We start from the raw sequence: 15,094 nt of genomic DNA, 5'->3' as shown, positions 1-15,094 counted from the left end.
CCTCACGGCGCCGGCTGCACCCGCCCGGTCACCTCGCCGAGGGCGATCCGGCCGCCGTCCGGGCCGGGCGCGGTCGCGGTGAGGGTGACCTCGTCGCCGTCCTCGAGGAACGTGCGCGTCGACCCGTCGGACAGCGTCAGCGGCTCCCTGCCGCCCCAGGAGAGCTCGATGAACGAGCCGCGCTGCTCCTCGCCCGGGCCGGAGACGGTGCCGGAGGCGAACAGGTCGCCGGTGCGCAGGCTGGCGCCGTTGACGGTCATGTGCGCCAGCTGCTGGGCCGGCGTCCAGTACATGAGGCCGAACGGCGGGCAGCTGACCAGGTCACCGTTGAGTCGCACCTCGAGGGCGAGGTCGAGTCCCCACGGCTGGCCGGTGTCGTCGAGGTAGGGCAGCAGCGGCACGTCGCGCTCCGGTGCGACCCGGGCGGCCTCCAGCGCGGCCAGGGGGACCACCCACGGCGAGATCGAGGTGAGGAAGGACTTGCCGAGGAAGGGGCCCAGCGGCACGTACTCCCAGGACTGGATGTCCCGGGCGGACCAGTCGTTGACCAGGCACACGCCGAAGACGTGGTCGGCGAAGTCGGTCACGGGGACCGGGGTGCCGAGCCGGGACGGCGTGCCGACGACGAAGCCGACCTCGGCCTCGATGTCCAGCCGCTGCGACGGACCGAACGTGGGCGCGTCGTCCGTCGGCGCCTTCCGCTGCCCGTTCGGCCGCACGACCGGGGTGCCGGAGACGGCCACCGTGCCGGCACGACCGTGGTAGCCGATCGGCAGGTGCTTCCAGTTCGGGGTCAGCGGCTCGGAGTCGGGGCGGAACATGCGGCCGAGGTTCTCGGCGTGGTGCTGGGAGCTGTAGAAGTCGACGTAGTCGGCGACCTCGACCGGCAGGTGCAGCGTCACGGCCTCGCTCGGCAGCAGGTGCGGCTCGACGGCACCGCGGTGCGCCGGGTCGGCGAGCAGCTCCTGCAGCCGGGCGCGCAGGGCGTCCCACGTCCTCCGCCCACGCGACATCAGCGCGTTGAGCGAGCCGGTGGCCAGCGCGTCGGCCGCCGGGACGTCCAGCCGCGAGACGTCGAGGACGTGCCCACCGATGGCGACGCCGACCCGCCGGGGGCCGTCGAGCTCGGTCGAGAAGACGCCGTAGGGCAGGTTGTCCGGCCCGAAGCCGGTGCCGGCGGGGAGGTCCAGCCAGGTGGAGGTCACGCGGGGCTCCGTTCCGGGGAGGGCAGCAGGCCGAGGGTGACGAGGTCGTCGACCGGCTCGAGCACGCTGCAGGTACCGAAGGAGGTGAAGGCGGCGCGGGCCCGGGCGGCGCGGTCGACCGGCCAGGCGCGCACGGCGGAAGCCACGGTGCCCGGGTCGGTCCCGGCCAGCCACTGCGCGGCGACCGCCGGCGGGGCACCGGAAACCAGCGCCGAGGCCGCGAGCAGCACGTTGAGGAAACCGTGGTGCTCGAAGCCGGTTCCCGGATCGGTGTGCCGGACCGCGGAGTGCAGGCCGGCGGTGCACTTGACCGCGATGCCGCGCGTGAGGCAGGCGTGCAGGGTGTCGGCCAGCTCGACCGGGCTCGGGAACAGTGCGGCGCGCACCCCGCCGGTGCGCAGCTTGGCGCGGTACCGGGTGCCGGCCAGGACGTCGAGGACCCCGTCCCGGGCGGCCGTGCGCGGCACCTCGACCGCCGCCGGCACGTCGGCGGGCAGGACGTCGTCGAGGACCCGGACCGCCTCGCGGGCCGCCGCGGCGTCGGTGGCGACCGGGACCTCGACGGCGGCCAGGGTCAGCCCCGGGCAGGCGGTGACCCGGGCCGCGGCGGCCGGCAGGTCGCCGGCTGCCGCGATGAGCGAGACACCGAGCGGCTCGCCGTCCCCCAGGTGCTCGGCGAGCTCGCCGAGCCGGGCCGCCGGCACGACGAACGGCCCGACGAGATCGCCGAGCCGTGCCCGCAGCCGGCGGTGCGCGGGGACGGCGGCGGCCATCGGCGCGTTCCCGGGCGGGAACAGGGCGGCGTCGTCGAACAGGCCGGTGACCAGCACCGGCGCGGCGTGCGCGCCGGTGCTGGGAGCGGACGAGGTCGTCATGCCGAGGGACCCCGGCCGGACCAGGTCCAGGCGTACTTCCCGTCGTCGACGGCGGTGCCGGCCTCGCCGAGGTCCAGCGGGCGGAACGTGTCGACCATGACGGCGAGCTCGTCGAAGTACTCCGCGCCCAGCGAGCGCTCCACCGCGCCGGGCTGCGGGCCGTGGCTGTGCCCGCCGGGGTGCACGGAGATCGAGCCCTTGCCGATGCCGGAGCCCTTGCGGGCCTCGTAGTCGCCGTCGACGTAGAACATGATCTCGTCGCTGTCGACGTTGGAGTGGTAGTAGGGGACCGGCACCGCGAGCGGGTGGTAGTCGACCTTCCGCGGCACGAAGTTGCAGATCACGAAGTTGGCGCCCTCGAACACCTGGTGCACCGGCGGGGGCTGGTGCACCCGTCCGGTGATCGGCTCGTAGTCGGCGATGTTGAACGCGTACGGGTAGAGGTGCCCGTCCCAGCCGACGACGTCGAACGGGTGCTCGGGGAGCACGTGCACGGTGCCGGCCAGCCCGCCCGGGCCGCTGCCGCGGTGCTTGACGTAGACCTCGACGTCGGTGCCCTCGGCGAGCAGCGGCTCGGCCGGCCCGCGCAGGTCGCGCTCGCAGTACGGGGCGTGCTCGAGGAACTGCCCGTACCTCGACAGGTAGCGCTTGGGCGGGGCGATGTGGCTGTTGGCCTCGATCGCGTACGTGCGCAGCGGCTCACTGCCGGTCGGCACCCACCGGTGGGTGGTGGTGCGCGGGATGATCACGTAGTCGCCCTGCCCGACCTCGAGCGCGCCGAAGACGGTCTCCACCGCGGCCGAGCCCCGCTCGACGTAGACGCACTCGTCGCCGGTGGCGTTGCGGTAGTAGGGGCTCGGCAGTGACGAGACGGCGTAGGAGATGCGCACGTCGCCGTTGCCCAGCACCAGGCGCCGGCCGGTCACCGCGTCAGTGGCCTTGTGCTCCTCACCGGGGAAGAGGTCGTGCAGCTTCAGGTGCCGGGGGACCAGCGGTGCGTTCGGCGTGAGGGTCTGGTCGGGCAGCTCCCACGGGCGGGCATCGACGATCGCCGACGGGACGCCGCGGTGGTACAGCAGCGCGGAGTCCGACGAGAACCCCTCCTCGCCGACCAGCTCCTCGTAGTACAGGCCGCCGTCGGGCCGGCGGAACTGGGTGTGCCGCTTGGGTGGGACCTCGCCCACCTGTCGGTAGAACGCCATCAGGGATCCCTCTCCTTCAGATCGTGGACACCGAGACCGGCCCCCGTGCAGGGGCTCCGGCCCCGTCCAGAGGCTCGCCGCGAGCTTGCGAGCGGTGAGGAGGACGGGGTCCTCCTACGAGCGGTGGGGGGCACGGGGGTCCTTCGAGGGCGAGCAGCCGGGCCACCGCGGGGGCGACCCCGGCGGGATCGGTGAGCACGGCGGCGATGTGCGCGTCGGGACGCAGCACCCAGACCTCGTCGGAACGGGCGCCCAGGGCCTCGTGGAGCAGGCCGCTGGGGTCCAGGTCGCCCATCCGGTGCACGTTCACCGGCCGAGAAGGACCTCCCTGCCCCCCGCCACTCGCGAGCTCGTGGCGGGCCGCTGCAGGGAGGCCGTCGGGGAGGTCCGGGAGGGCCGGCAGGACGGCATCGTCGCCGACGAGGACGGTGACGCCCTCGCGGGCGAGCTGGCGCAGCCGGACGACGTCGGGCCGACCAGGCACGGTCACCGGGCAGTCCGGCACCAGCACGCCGGGGGCGGGCACCGGGACGTCGCCGCGCGCCGGGCGGCCCGGGAACGGGCGCGCCGGGTCAGGAGTGGTCAGCGGTGAGTCGACGTACCAGAACGGCTCGGCCAGCCGGCCGGAGTCGACCTGGGCCCGGGCGGCGGGGTCGCCGGCCGCCCGCTCGAGGACGTCGAGCCGGTGGCGCGCCTCCTCCTCGCTGCGCGGCACGAGGAAGCGCATGGTCGCGGTGGTGACGTCGATGTTCTCCTGCGCCGCGGCGTGCCGTTCGGCGTGGTAGCTCTCCAGCAGCTCCTCGGGTGCCCAGCCACGGCGGACGAAGGCGATCTTCCAGGCGGCGTTCTCGGCGTCCAGGACGCCGGAGTTCAGGCCGCGGGCGCCGAACGGGCTGACCAGGTGCGCCGCGTCGCCGGCGACCAGGACCTTCCCGACCCGCATCCGGTCCACCAGCCGGGAGTGGAAGCGGTAGACCGACTTCCACACGATCTCGTAGGGGCGGTCGCCGATCACCTGGCGGATCCGCCGGTCCAGCGAGCCTGCGGCCTCCTCGGTGGCGAGGTCGAAGTCCGGCGGCACCTGCCAGTCGATGCGGAAGGTCGAGTCCGGGCAGGGGTGGATGAGCACCTGCCGGCCGGGGTTCCACTCCGGGTCGAAGTAGAAGCGCCGCTCGGTCTCCCAGCCGGGCAGGTCCGTGCGGATGTCGCAGATGAGGAAGGAGTCCTCGAACGACTCGCCGGGGAAGGCGAGCCCGAGCATCGACCGGAGCGCGTCGCTGCGGGGGCCGGGGCAGGCCACGGCGTGCGAGCCGCGCACCCGCACCTCGCCGCCCGGGGTCTCGCAGGTGACGGTGACGCCACCGTCCCCGGCCGCGGAGTCGTCCTGGTCGATCCCGGTGACCCGGTGCCCCCAGCGCACGTCGACCAGCGGCGAGGCGGCGATCCGCGCGTCGAGCAGCGCCTCGGTCTCGCACTGCGAGACGTTGACGAACGGCGGGAAGGGGGAGCGGCCGCGGTCGGCGAAGGTGAAGCTGAACAGCTCGGCGTCGCGGTGGAAGGTGCGCGCGGTGGTCCAGGTGACGCCGCGGCGGGCGACCTCGGCACCGACGCCGACGGAGTCCCAGACGTCGAGGACGTCGCGCTGCTGGCAGATGGCCTTGCTGCCGATGGGGTCGCGCGCGGGCCGCGCGTCGAGGACGACGACCGGCAAGCCCCAGCGGGCCAGCAGCAGGGCGGCGGTCTGGCCGACCGGGCCGGCGCCCAGGACGAGCACCGGCGGCCCGGGCAGGGGAGTGGTCATCGGAGGGGCTCCTGTCGGGTCAGCCCTGCAGCTGGTCCCACACGGCGCGGTCGCGCTCGGCGGTCCAGATGGTGGGGCGCTCGGTGCCGGAGAACTCGTCCCACAGCCGGGAGACGTCGAAGGGCAGGCAGTGCTCGAAGATCGGCCAGCGCCCGTACTTCGGGGCCAGCGCGGCGTGGGTGGCCTCGAAGGCCTGCTTCAGCGTGCCGCCGGCGCGGTGCACGTCGCCGACGGTGCGCTGCATGGTGAGCAGGAAGTCGCGGGTCTGCTCGATGGCGGCGTCGACCTCGTCGCGGCCGCGGGCGATCCTCCCGCGGCCGCCGATGAGCTGCTGCGCGCCGAGGGCCTTGACCCGGTCGAGGGTGCCGGCGGCCCAGTCGAAGTGGAACGCGTCGCCGGTGTAGAGCGCGGCCTGGGACTCCACCAGGTCGCCGGCGAAGAGGATCTCGTGCTTGGGGAGCCAGGCGACGATGTCGCCCTCGGTGTGGCCGCGGCCGAGGAACTCCAGGACCAGTTCGCCGCGGTCGCCGCCGAGCTCGATGGTCAGCTTGTCGCGGAAGGTCATCGTGGGCCAGGTCAGGCCGGGGATGGACTCGGGTTCCTCGAACAGCCGCGGCATCCGGCCGTACTCGCTCTCCCAGTCCTGCTGGCCGCGCTCGGCGATCAGGTGCCTGGTCTGCTCGGAGCTGACGATGATCTCGGCGTCGAAGGCGCTGGCGCCCAGCACCCGGACGGCGTGGTAGTGGCTGAGCACGAGGTAGCGGACCGGCTTGTCGGTGTGCTCGCGCAGCTTGGCCAGCCAGCGGCGGGCGGCGACCGGGGTGGCCAGCGCCTCGAAGCAGACGAGGAAGTCCTCGCCCTCGACGGCGCCCAGGTTCGGGTCGCCCTCCGCGGTCAGGGCGTACACGCCGTCGGCGAGCACCTCGAGGGTCTGCTCCTTGACGCCGAGATCGGCGGAGGAGGCGAAGGGCTTGGCTGCCATGGACGGGTCTCCCGACGACTGTCGTCCGATAAACGGACGAACTATTCGCTTAACGGTTAAACGGTACGGCGCCGTGGGGGGCGGCACAAGGGGGTGACGGCACCGGACGCGGGCGCGCATGGCGCAGCCGGACCTCGACCTGCTCGGCCGGCCCGGGCAGCTCGTCGGGTCGGCGGAGGACGACGCCGCCGGCAACCCGCTGCGGTGGCCGTTGGGGCGACCGCGCCCCGGAGGGGCACCTCCGGTCCACACACGGCCGGCCTCGACAGCTCCACGGACCGTCGACGGGAGGTCCACGCACGGCGCGGCATCCACACCAGCGAGCGGGGCGCCGCCGTTTCCGTCTCGTGGTCTGCGCAGCCCTCGCGTGCGCGGCCTCGGGAGGTCGCACCGTGTTGCCGGTCCTCACCCTGCTGTTGGCCTGTCAACCGGCCGGTGAGGTGTTCGCTCGCGTCACTGGTCTGCCGGTGCCCGGTGCCATCCTCGGGTCGCGCCCCACCGTCCGGTCACAGCCGCGAGAGCGTCGAGCCCCGTGGTCGCGACGACGTCCGGTGACTCCCATCGTGAGCACCGGGGGCCTCCGGCGGGTCCATCACCGTTCCGCATCGCATCCGGCCTGGCGGACGGACGTGTGCGAACCACCGTGAGCCCATCGGCCGATGTCTGAGGGAGGAGCGCCATCGGCGGTCCCGCGAGCCGCTCCGCCGGGAGAGCGCCGCGCTCCACCGGCAGGTGGACGGCGCTCCTCGCCCGGAGCTGGGGTGCCGGCGTGATGGCCCGACGTGTCGCGTCCCTCCACGCACCGGACCCCGACACCGCCGTCACCGGCGACGCTGCGGTCCAGGGCGGTCCGGAGGACACCGCGGTGAGGACCGGACGGCGCGGCAGCACGATCGGCGTGGAGCGGCCGGGTATCGGCTGACCAGCCGCCTGCTGCAGGCGGGACGGGATCGAGGTCGGGTCACTGCCCGGCGGCGTCAGCTCCGTCCGGGCCTCGTCCCTCTCCCTCGGGCCGCGCTCCTGGAGCCTGCGGCTCCGTGCGTTCCAGGCGCTGACGGATCGCCGCGACGTTGAGCGCCAGATCCTCGAGCGCCTCGACGGCACGCGTGGCGAGCGCGAACGTGAGGTTCTCCCGCTGTTCCTCGGCGCTGGGCTCGCGGGTGCCCCGCAAGACCTCGGTGTGCTCGCCCGGGCGACGTGTCGCCTCCGCCCACGGCTCGTCCGCGCGCCGGGGATCGCCGAACAGCTCGCGCAGCATCCGCTGCGCCAGCTCGAGGAACTCGCCCGGGTCAGGCCGGTCGGTCGCCATCCGTTCCCTCCTCGACTCGTGTCGAGCCCGTGGCGCGGACCTGGCGATGGCCCGTCCGCGACGACGCGACCAACCTACGACCAACGAGCCGCCCTCGACAGCCGACGACGACCGACGACGACCGATGACGTCCGGCGACGGAGAACTGTCGACCTGCACGTTCACGGCTCGTCCTCCACGGACCGGGCCCGCAGCGCCGGCGCCGGATCGATGCCCGTGCCCCCGTGCACGCAGACGACAGGACCGCTGGTCGGTGCTCAGCCGGGACCGTCCTGGTGAGCGGAGCGTCGCGCTCGCCGCTGGGCGATCCTGCTCCGAGGAGTGAGGGCTCAGCTGGTCGGGCGGGCGAGGGGATGCCGCCTGGGTTCACGGCTGGTAGCCGTGCGCGGACCCGCGAGGGGAGCCCCGGGCCCCGTGGCCCCGGGGCTCCCCTCGTTGTCGGGGCGGCGGTCGGACCGTCCGCCCCGAGGTGTGTCAGCGGGCGTGACTGTTCCCGCGCATGCTGTCGCCCGGGTCGTCGGTCCACGTGATCGTGATGTCGTCCTTCACCCGCTCGTCCCGGCAGCCGTCGGCGTCGGCGTCGGCGCACCAGACGACGTACTGCGTGCCGGGCGTGGCGGTGTTGTTCAGCCGGGCGTGGAACTCGAAGTCGCCGGCCGCGCCGGTCGTCTGGTAGCTGGACTGGAAGCACAGGTCGTTGCGGCCGTCACGGTCGGTGTCGCTGAGCCTGGCGTACTCGGGTCCTGCACCGTCGGGGTCGGGGCAGGCGCTGATGGAGCCGACGCCGGAGCTCTGGAAGGAGGCGGGCCCGTTCACCTTCTTGCCCTCGTCGTCGAGGAAGCACGCGTCGTTGTGCACGTTGCGGTTGACGGTGCCGGCATCGCTGAGCCGCTGCTTGTCGCGCTGATCGGGGTCGGCGCAGGAGGAGTTGCGCTTGACGTCGGGGTTCTCGGTGGCCGCCCCGGTGTCGGGGTTGATGTAGGAGGCGGCGCGGACATCGCCGCGGCCGTCGCTCCGGTCGTCGGAGGCGCCGTAGCCGCCCCCGCCGCCGGCGCTGCCACCCTCGTCACCGTGGGCGAAGGCGAGCGGGGTGCCCAGGCCCATGGCGGCGATGCTCAGGGTGGCGATTGCTCCGGTCCGAATGGCCAGTCGCATGGCGCGCTCCTTCTGGTGTCGGCCGATCGGCCGGACCCGGCTGTGCGAGTCACCGGTGTGTACGGAGCCGAGGTGCGGTCCGTTGACGACCGCGAGAGGTTTTCTCCGGCGCCGGTTCAACGCCGGGCGACAGGCACCCGTATCCACCGTCGACACCGGATCGGCGGCTCACCACCCCCCAGCCGCCCCGGAGGGGAATCGAGCAGAGGAGGCCACCGTGTGCGCACGTCGCACTGGCACGGCCGATCTGCCGGTCGGCGGCTGACCTCCCATGGCCGGTCCGCTGCGGTTCCTGCCGCATCGCCGCGAGGCCGCGGGGCCCGTGCTGTCGCGGGGCGAGGGCCTGCGGGAGGCCTACACCGCGCACGGCGCGGAGCTCTACCGTTTCGCGTTGCGCTCCCTGGACGACCGGGGAGCGGCCGAGGACGTCGTCCAGGAGACCTTCCTGCGGGCCTGGCGAGGCAGCGAGCGCTACGACCCGTCCTTGTCGACGTTGCGGACGTGGTTGTTCTCCATCGCCCGCAACGTCGTCATCGACCACTTCCGGGCCGCCGCGGTGCGGCCCTGGCACCGGCAGGTCGTGGACGTGACCGACTCCGACCACCTCGCCGAGGTCACTCCGGATGCCAGTGAACGACTGCTCAGGGGATGGATCGTGGAAGAAGCGCTGCGCCGTCTGGGCGAGGACCACCGGCAGGCGCTGGTCGAGACCTATCTGGTCGACCGGCCCTACGCCGAGGTCGGCATCCCGGTCAGCACGCTGCGCAGCCGGGTGTTCTACGGACTCAAGGCCTTACGGGTGGTCATGGACGAGATGGAGGTGACGTCGTGAGTGCACAGGTCGGTGCGACGCCACCGCGAGCGTCGCGGACGAGCGGCATCGAGGAGCGGTCGTGACCGACCCGTCCGCACACCGGGTGCTGCGCGAGTCGCTGGGGTCCTACGTGCTGGGCCACCTCTCCGACCAGGAGGCCGACGAGGTCCGCGCCCACCTCACCGGCTGTCCTGGCTGCCGGGCCGAGCTGGCCGAGATCCTCCCGGCCGCCGCCGCGCTGTCCGGTGCGCCCCGGCCGCTGCGGGCGCCCGCGACACCTCCCGTCGACCTCGCCGACCGGATCGAGGCCCGCATCCGATCCGAGGAACACCGGCAGCGGTCCCGGAGCACCGTGCGGACGATGGCCCTCTCGGCGCTGTCCGCGGCGGCGGCTGCGGTCATCGTCGTCGCCGGCGTCGAGCTGACCCGTTCGGAGCCCGAGCCCGCCGTTCCGCTCGAGACGGTCGACGTCGTGGAGGCCGGCGCGGTACGGGCCAGCGCCGGCCTCGTCGCCCACACCTGGGGAGTCGAGGTGAAACTCACCGCCAGCGGCCTGCAGCCGGGGGAACGCTACGACGTCACGGTGCTGGGTCAGGACGGAACGGCCTTCGATGCGGGAGCTTTCGTGGGCACCGACGGCGAGGTGCGGTGCAACCTCAATGCCGCGGTCCTGCGCGACCGCGCCGCTGCCTTCGTCGTCATCGACCAGGAGGGTGAGGAGGTGCTGCGCGCGGAGTTCCCGACGTGATCGGACCGCTGTCGCCCCGTGGCCGGCCGCAGGCAGTGAGCACCTGGCACAGCAGCCGGCGTGGTTGTTCGGGGTCGCGGTCCGCACGGAGTGACGGCCGGCCGGTACCCGCGCGCAGCGGCAGACAGGCCTGGAGAGGTCCATCCCGGCCAGCACAGGGCGGGCCGCGCTCCCGCCCGCGCAACTGGTCGTGCGGCCGTCGGGGCAGGGCGACGCGAATTGTCCGGTGACTGTGGGCCCCGTTGCCCGCAGACTCCAGTCATGCCGACGGCCATCGGAGCGACCGCAGGGGGCAGGTCCGGCGCGCACCCTGCACCACCTCGGGGCGAGCACCGATCACGTGGGCTCAGGACGACCGTCCTTCGCGGAGAGGGACGACGCGGTCACACCCGGCGTGACCGCGCGAGCTCTCCGAGAGCCGTCCGACGCCTCCCACCCGACGTCACGAGGAGCCTGGGATGACCACCTCGATCGAGCAGCCTCCGGCCGGCGTGCCGGACGCGACGGCGGCCCGCGCCGCGGACCACCTCTGGATGCACTTCGCCCGCCAGGGCCGCCATCCGGAGACGCCGATCCCGGTCGTCACCCGCGGGGAGGGTGCCTACATCTGGGACAACCGAGGCCGGAAGATCCTCGACGGCCTGTCGGGGCTCTTCGTCGTCCAGGTCGGGCACGGCCGCCGAGAGCTGGCCGAGGCGGCCGGGAAGCAGGCTGCCGAGCTGGCCTACTTCCCGGTGTGGGGCTACACCACCCCGGTGCAGGCCGAGCTGGCCGAGCGGGTGGCCGACCTCGCGCCCGGCGACCTGAACCGCGTCTTCTTCACCACCGGCGGGGGAGAGGCGGTGGAGTCGGCGTGGAAGGCCGCGAAGCAGTACTTCAAGCTGATCGGCAAGCCGCAGAAGCACAAGGTGATCAGCCGTGCGGTGGCCTACCACGGCACCCCGCACGGCGCCCTGGCCATCACCGGGCTGCCCGCCATGAAGAAGGACTTCGAGCCGCTCGCCCCGGGCGGCTTCCGGGTGCCCAACACGAACCTCTACCGCCACCCGGAGTTCACGGACGACCCGAAGGCCTTCGGCCGCTGGGCCGCCGACCGGATCGAGGAGGCGATCCTCTTCGAGGGCGCCGACACCGTGGCCGCGGTGTTCCTCGAGCCGGTGCAGAACTCCGGCGGCTGCCTCGTGCCGCCCCCGGGCTACTTCGACCGGGTGCGCGAGATCTGCGACCGGCACGACGTGCTGCTCGTGTCCGACGAGGTCATCTGCGCCTTCGGCCGGCACGGCGCGACCTTCGCCTGCGAGAAGTTCGGCTACACCCCCGACCTGATCACCTGCGCCAAGGGCATGAGCTCCGGCTACGGCCCGATCGGCGCGATGATCGCGTCGGAGAAGGTCGTCGAGCCGTTCCTGCGCCCGGGGGTCGCGTTCCCGCACGGCTACACCTTCGGCGGCCACCCGGTGGCGGCAGCCGTCTCGCTGGCCAACCTGGACCTCATGGAGAGCGAGGGGCTCAACCAGCGCGTGCTGGACAACGAGGCCGCGCTGGGTGCCACCCTGCGCAAGCTGCTGGACCTGCCCATCGTCGGCGACGTCCGTGGCGACGGCTACTTCTGGGCCGTCGAGCTGGTCAAGGACAAGGTCACCCGGGAGACCTTCGACGCCGCCGAGCGGGAGCGGCTGGTCCGCGGCTTCCTGCCCGGCGCGCTGTTCGACAACGGCCTGTACTGCCGCCCGGACGACCGTGGCGACGTCGTCGTCCAGGTCGCTCCGCCGTTGATCTGCGGTCAGCCGGAGTTCGACGAGATCGAGCAGATCCTGCGGCACACGCTGACCGAGGCCCAGAGCCTCGTCTGAGCAAGGACCCCGTCCTCCCCACGCCTCGCAGGCTCGGGGCCACCCGTCCCCGAACGACCCACGACAACCGCGCCGGTGCGACCGCACCGGGTCCCGACCGGAGGAGATCCGCCGTGAGCACGCTCGTCGTCGGAGTACCCAGCGAGATCAAGGACAACGAGAAGCGGGTGGCGCTCACCCCCGACGGCGTCGTGGAGCTGGTGCACGGCGGTCACCAGGTCGTCGTGCAGGCCGGCGCCGGCGTCGGGTCCCGGTTCGCCGACGACGAGTACGCCGCCGCCGGTGCCGAGGTGGTACCGACCGCCGACGAGGTGTTCGACGCAGCCGACCTGATCGTCAAGGTCAAGGAGCCCGTGCCCGCGGAGTACCACCGCTTCCGCGAGGGCCAGCAGCTGTTCACCTTCCTGCACCTGGCCGCCGACCGCGGCCTGACCGAGTTCCTCCTGGAGCGGCGGATCGACTCCATCGCCTACGAGACGGTGCAGACCGCCGACGGCAAGCTCCCCCTGCTCACCCCCATGAGCGAGGTCGCCGGCCGGATGGCCGTGCAGGCCGCCGCACACCACCTGGAGAACCCGGCCGGTGGAGCCGGGATCCTGCTCGGCGGCGTCCCCGGCACCCCCGCGGCGAAGGTCCTCGTCATCGGCGGCGGGGTGGCGGGCACCGAGTCGGCGAAGATCGCGCTGGGGATGCGGGCCATCGTCCGGGTCCTCGACACCAACCCGAGCCGGCTGGCCTACCTGTCCGACATCTTCGGCGGACGGCTGGACCTGGTGACGCCCAACCGGGCCCGGACGGCGACCTACGTCGCCGAGGCCGACGTGGTGATCGGCGCTGTCCTCGTGCCCGGCGCCCAGGCACCCAAGCTGGTCAGCCGGGAGATGGTCGCTGCGATGCGGCCGGGCAGCGTGGTGGTCGACATCGCGATCGACCAGGGCGGCTGCTTCGAGACCAGCCGGCCGACCACCCACTCCGAGCCGACCTACGTCGAGGAGGGGGTCGTCCACTACTGCGTGGCCAACATCCCCGGGGCGGTCGCTCGGACCTCGACCCTGGCCCTGACGTCGGCCACGCTGCCGTACCTCGTCCGGGTCGCACGGCACGGGGTGACCGGCGCGGCGCGGGCCGACCCGGCCCTGCGCCTCGGCCTGAGCACTCTCGACGGGAGCCTCGTCAACCAGCCGGTGGCCGAGGCCCACGAGCTCCCCTTCACCGACGCCGGCGAGCTCCTCGCGGCTCGGTGAGACGTCGATCGGGCAGAGTGAGCACGGGCGTGGACGAGGGCAGAGGCGGACCCCATGAAGATCTGGCTGGTGCTGGAGGAGCCCGTCGTCGTCCGGGCGACCGGGACCACCCTCGTCCCGAAGGCACGCAGCCGCGGGCCGCGCGGCACAGGTCGGCCGTCCTCCTGAGCCGGGACCCCGCTCGTACGGTGGCCTCGTCCGACCGCAGTCCCGTCCCACTGCCCAGGGGTGCCGCGGGGCGCGGCTGTGCCGTCCCGAGGTGGGTGAGGCGCGGGGAGGGCGTACGGACGACACCCGACTGCGCTCACCGGGTGCGTACCGGTCCACTGGCGGCGGCCCTGGAATTCCGGTAGGCCTGCCGCTGGCGGGAGACGATCCGTCGCGAGAGACACCACCGTGCACACGAGAGCTGCTGGGCGAGGCGGATTCCGACAGCCCCGTGGCCTGGCACGAGGGGGCGAAGCATGGGTGTGAGCGAGACCGGGAGGCACCGGGTCATCGTCGTGGGGGGCGGGTTCGGGGGGCTCAACGTCACCCGGGCCCTCGACCGTGCCGACGTCGACGTGACGCTGGTGGACCGAGCCAACCACCACCTCTTCCAGCCGTTGCTGTACCAGGTGGCGACCGGCATCCTGCCCCCCGGGCTGATCGCTCCGGCGCTGCGCAGCATCACCAAGCGCCAGCGGAACGCCCGCGTGCTGCTCGCGGACGTGCAGGACCTCGACCTGGACCGGCGGGTGGTCGGTGCCCGCGCACCAGACGGGCGGCTGCTCGAGCTGCCCTACGACACCCTCGTGGTCGCCGCCGGAGCGACCCACTCCTACTTCGGCAAGGACCAGCTGGCCGAGTTCGCCCCCGGCATGAAGACCGTCGAGGACGCCCGGTACCTGCGCGACGGGATCCTGGCCAAGTTCGAGATGGCGGAGATCGCCACCGATCCCGCCGAGCGGGCGGAGTGGCTGACGTTCGTGGTGGTCGGGGCCGGCCCGACGGGCGTCGAGCTCGCCGGGCAGATCGCCGAACTGGCGCACACGGTGCTGCCCCGGGACTACCGCTCCGCGGACACGCGCCAGGCCCGGATCATCCTGCTCGAGGGAGCCGGCGCCGTCCTGCCGCCCTTCGCGCCCAAGCTGCAGGCGTACACCAAGAAGCGCCTGGAACAAATGGGGATCGAGGTACGGCTGAACACCCTGGCCGTCGAGATGGACCACCAGTCGATCACGGTCAAGGGACCGGACGGGCTGGAGACGATCCGGGCGGGCACCCGCATCTGGGCCGCAGGCGTCCAGGCATCCCCGCTGGCCCGGATGCTGGCCGAGAAAGCCGGCGTCGAGGCCGACCGCGCCGGCCGGATCCCGGTGGGTCCCGACTGCACGGTGCCGGGCCATCCCGAGGTCTTCGCCCTCGGCGACATGGCCTCGCTCGACAAGCTGCCCGGGGTGGCCCAGCCGGCCATCCAGGAGGGGAAGTACGTCGGCAAGGTCATCAAGGACCGGCTCGCCGGCCGGCAGACGCCGCCCTTCAAGTACTTCGACAAGGGCACCATGGCGACGATCGGCTACCGGTCCGCCGTCGCCGACGCCTTCGGGGTGAAGGTGACCGGCTTCCTGGCCTACGTCATGTGGATCTTCATCCACGTGCTGTACCTGGCGGACTGGGGCAACCGGCTCGGCACCCTCTACACCTGGGCCCGCGCACTGTGGCTGTCCAAGAACCGAGGGAACCGGATCATCGCGTTCGAGACGGCGCGCCAGGAGGTGGCCGAGGCCCGCCCGCCGACGATCCTGCCCCGGCGGATCGCGCCCACGGCCGCCCCCGATGCTGAAGAGGCCATCCCTGGAGCCCCTCGGGAGGCCGGCGACGCCAGGTGAACCAGGGGCTGCCCAGCCGAGGGCGCTCGGGCCAC

General features: G+C 73.2%; 12 protein-coding genes. 5 read left to right on the top strand and 7 right to left on the bottom strand.

From position 1 onward, the window contains the following. Window positions 1-2: 2 nt before the first annotated feature. The 7 genes from fahA to BUB17_RS26870 all read right to left on the bottom strand — a co-directional run bounded on the left by fahA (window position 3) and on the right by BUB17_RS26870 (window position 8,529). Complete coding sequence (gene fahA, locus BUB17_RS13060; protein WP_072918592.1) at window positions 3-1,205, bottom strand: fumarylacetoacetase; 1,203 nt, start codon at window positions 1,203-1,205, stop codon at window positions 3-5. After that, window positions 1,202-2,080, bottom strand: coding sequence for a hypothetical protein (locus BUB17_RS13055; RefSeq protein WP_072918590.1), 879 nt, complete (start codon window positions 2,078-2,080; stop codon window positions 1,202-1,204). Before BUB17_RS13055 ends, fahA begins: the two co-directional genes overlap by 4 nt. After that, the gene (locus BUB17_RS13050) at window positions 2,077-3,282 is read right to left on the bottom strand and encodes a homogentisate 1,2-dioxygenase (RefSeq protein WP_072918589.1); all 1,206 of its coding nucleotides are present in this window, start codon (window positions 3,280-3,282) and stop codon (window positions 2,077-2,079) included. Before BUB17_RS13050 ends, BUB17_RS13055 begins: the two co-directional genes overlap by 4 nt. 16 nt (window positions 3,283-3,298) lie before the next feature. Continuing rightward, on the bottom strand, window positions 3,299-5,083 hold the full coding sequence (locus BUB17_RS13045) for an FAD-dependent monooxygenase (protein WP_083606316.1): 1,785 nt from the start codon (window positions 5,081-5,083) through the stop codon (window positions 3,299-3,301). Window positions 5,084-5,102: 19 nt separating this feature from the next. Next, window positions 5,103-6,065 (bottom strand): MBL fold metallo-hydrolase, encoded by a 963-nt coding sequence (locus BUB17_RS13040; protein ID WP_072918587.1) that lies wholly within the window; start codon window positions 6,063-6,065, stop codon window positions 5,103-5,105. A 961-nt stretch (window positions 6,066-7,026) separates the two neighbouring features. Continuing rightward, complete coding sequence (locus BUB17_RS13035; RefSeq protein WP_072918585.1) at window positions 7,027-7,374, bottom strand: hypothetical protein; 348 nt, start codon at window positions 7,372-7,374, stop codon at window positions 7,027-7,029. A 474-nt stretch (window positions 7,375-7,848) separates the two neighbouring features. Next, window positions 7,849-8,529 (bottom strand): hypothetical protein, encoded by a 681-nt coding sequence (locus tag BUB17_RS26870; protein WP_072918584.1) that lies wholly within the window; start codon window positions 8,527-8,529, stop codon window positions 7,849-7,851. 271 nt (window positions 8,530-8,800) lie between these two features. Between BUB17_RS26870 and BUB17_RS13025 the strand changes: the two genes are divergently transcribed. From BUB17_RS13025 to BUB17_RS13005, 5 genes are all read left to right on the top strand, one after another. After that, entirely contained in the window at window positions 8,801-9,361 is a 561-nt protein-coding gene (locus BUB17_RS13025) for a sigma-70 family RNA polymerase sigma factor (RefSeq protein ID WP_083606315.1), read from the top strand. Window positions 9,362-9,422: 61 nt separating this feature from the next. Beyond that, on the top strand, window positions 9,423-10,091 hold the full coding sequence (locus BUB17_RS13020; protein WP_072918582.1) for an anti-sigma factor family protein: 669 nt from the start codon (window positions 9,423-9,425) through the stop codon (window positions 10,089-10,091). Between the two features lie 458 nt (window positions 10,092-10,549). Then, complete coding sequence (locus BUB17_RS13015) at window positions 10,550-11,944, top strand: aspartate aminotransferase family protein (RefSeq protein ID WP_072918581.1); 1,395 nt, start codon at window positions 10,550-10,552, stop codon at window positions 11,942-11,944. Window positions 11,945-12,057: 113 nt separating this feature from the next. Beyond that, window positions 12,058-13,188, top strand: coding sequence for an alanine dehydrogenase (ald, locus tag BUB17_RS13010; RefSeq protein WP_072918579.1), 1,131 nt, complete (start codon window positions 12,058-12,060; stop codon window positions 13,186-13,188). A 464-nt stretch (window positions 13,189-13,652) separates the two neighbouring features. Beyond that, a complete protein-coding gene (locus tag BUB17_RS13005) occupies window positions 13,653-15,059 on the top strand; it encodes an NAD(P)/FAD-dependent oxidoreductase (protein WP_072918578.1) in 1,407 nt (468 codons plus the stop codon). Window positions 15,060-15,094: the final 35 nt, after the last annotated feature.

It is taken from the genome of Geodermatophilus obscurus, assembly GCF_900143215.1.
Classification (GTDB): Bacteria; Actinomycetota; Actinomycetes; order Mycobacteriales; family Geodermatophilaceae; genus Geodermatophilus; species Geodermatophilus obscurus_A.
This window is presented reverse-complemented; position numbering and strand designations above follow the sequence as displayed.

What these genes read in the sequence shown, in the direction of transcription:
- BUB17_RS13055 (WP_072918590.1), bottom strand. Translation starts at nt 2,080, where the DNA reads ATGACGACCTCGTCCGCTCCCAGCACCGGCGCGCACGCCGCGCCGGTG.
- BUB17_RS13050 (WP_072918589.1), bottom strand. Translation starts at nt 3,282, where the DNA reads ATGGCGTTCTACCGACAGGTGGGCGAGGTCCCACCCAAGCGGCACACC.
- BUB17_RS13045 (WP_083606316.1), bottom strand. Translation starts at nt 5,083, where the DNA reads ATGACCACTCCCCTGCCCGGGCCGCCGGTGCTCGTCCTGGGCGCCGGC.
- BUB17_RS13040 (WP_072918587.1), bottom strand. Translation starts at nt 6,065, where the DNA reads ATGGCAGCCAAGCCCTTCGCCTCCTCCGCCGATCTCGGCGTCAAGGAG.
- BUB17_RS13035 (WP_072918585.1), bottom strand. Translation starts at nt 7,374, where the DNA reads ATGGCGACCGACCGGCCTGACCCGGGCGAGTTCCTCGAGCTGGCGCAG.
- BUB17_RS26870 (WP_072918584.1), bottom strand. Translation starts at nt 8,529, where the DNA reads ATGCGACTGGCCATTCGGACCGGAGCAATCGCCACCCTGAGCATCGCC.
- BUB17_RS13025 (WP_083606315.1), top strand. Translation starts at nt 8,801, where the DNA reads ATGGCCGGTCCGCTGCGGTTCCTGCCGCATCGCCGCGAGGCCGCGGGG.
- BUB17_RS13015 (WP_072918581.1), top strand. Translation starts at nt 10,550, where the DNA reads ATGACCACCTCGATCGAGCAGCCTCCGGCCGGCGTGCCGGACGCGACG.
- BUB17_RS13005 (WP_072918578.1), top strand. Translation starts at nt 13,653, where the DNA reads ATGGGTGTGAGCGAGACCGGGAGGCACCGGGTCATCGTCGTGGGGGGC.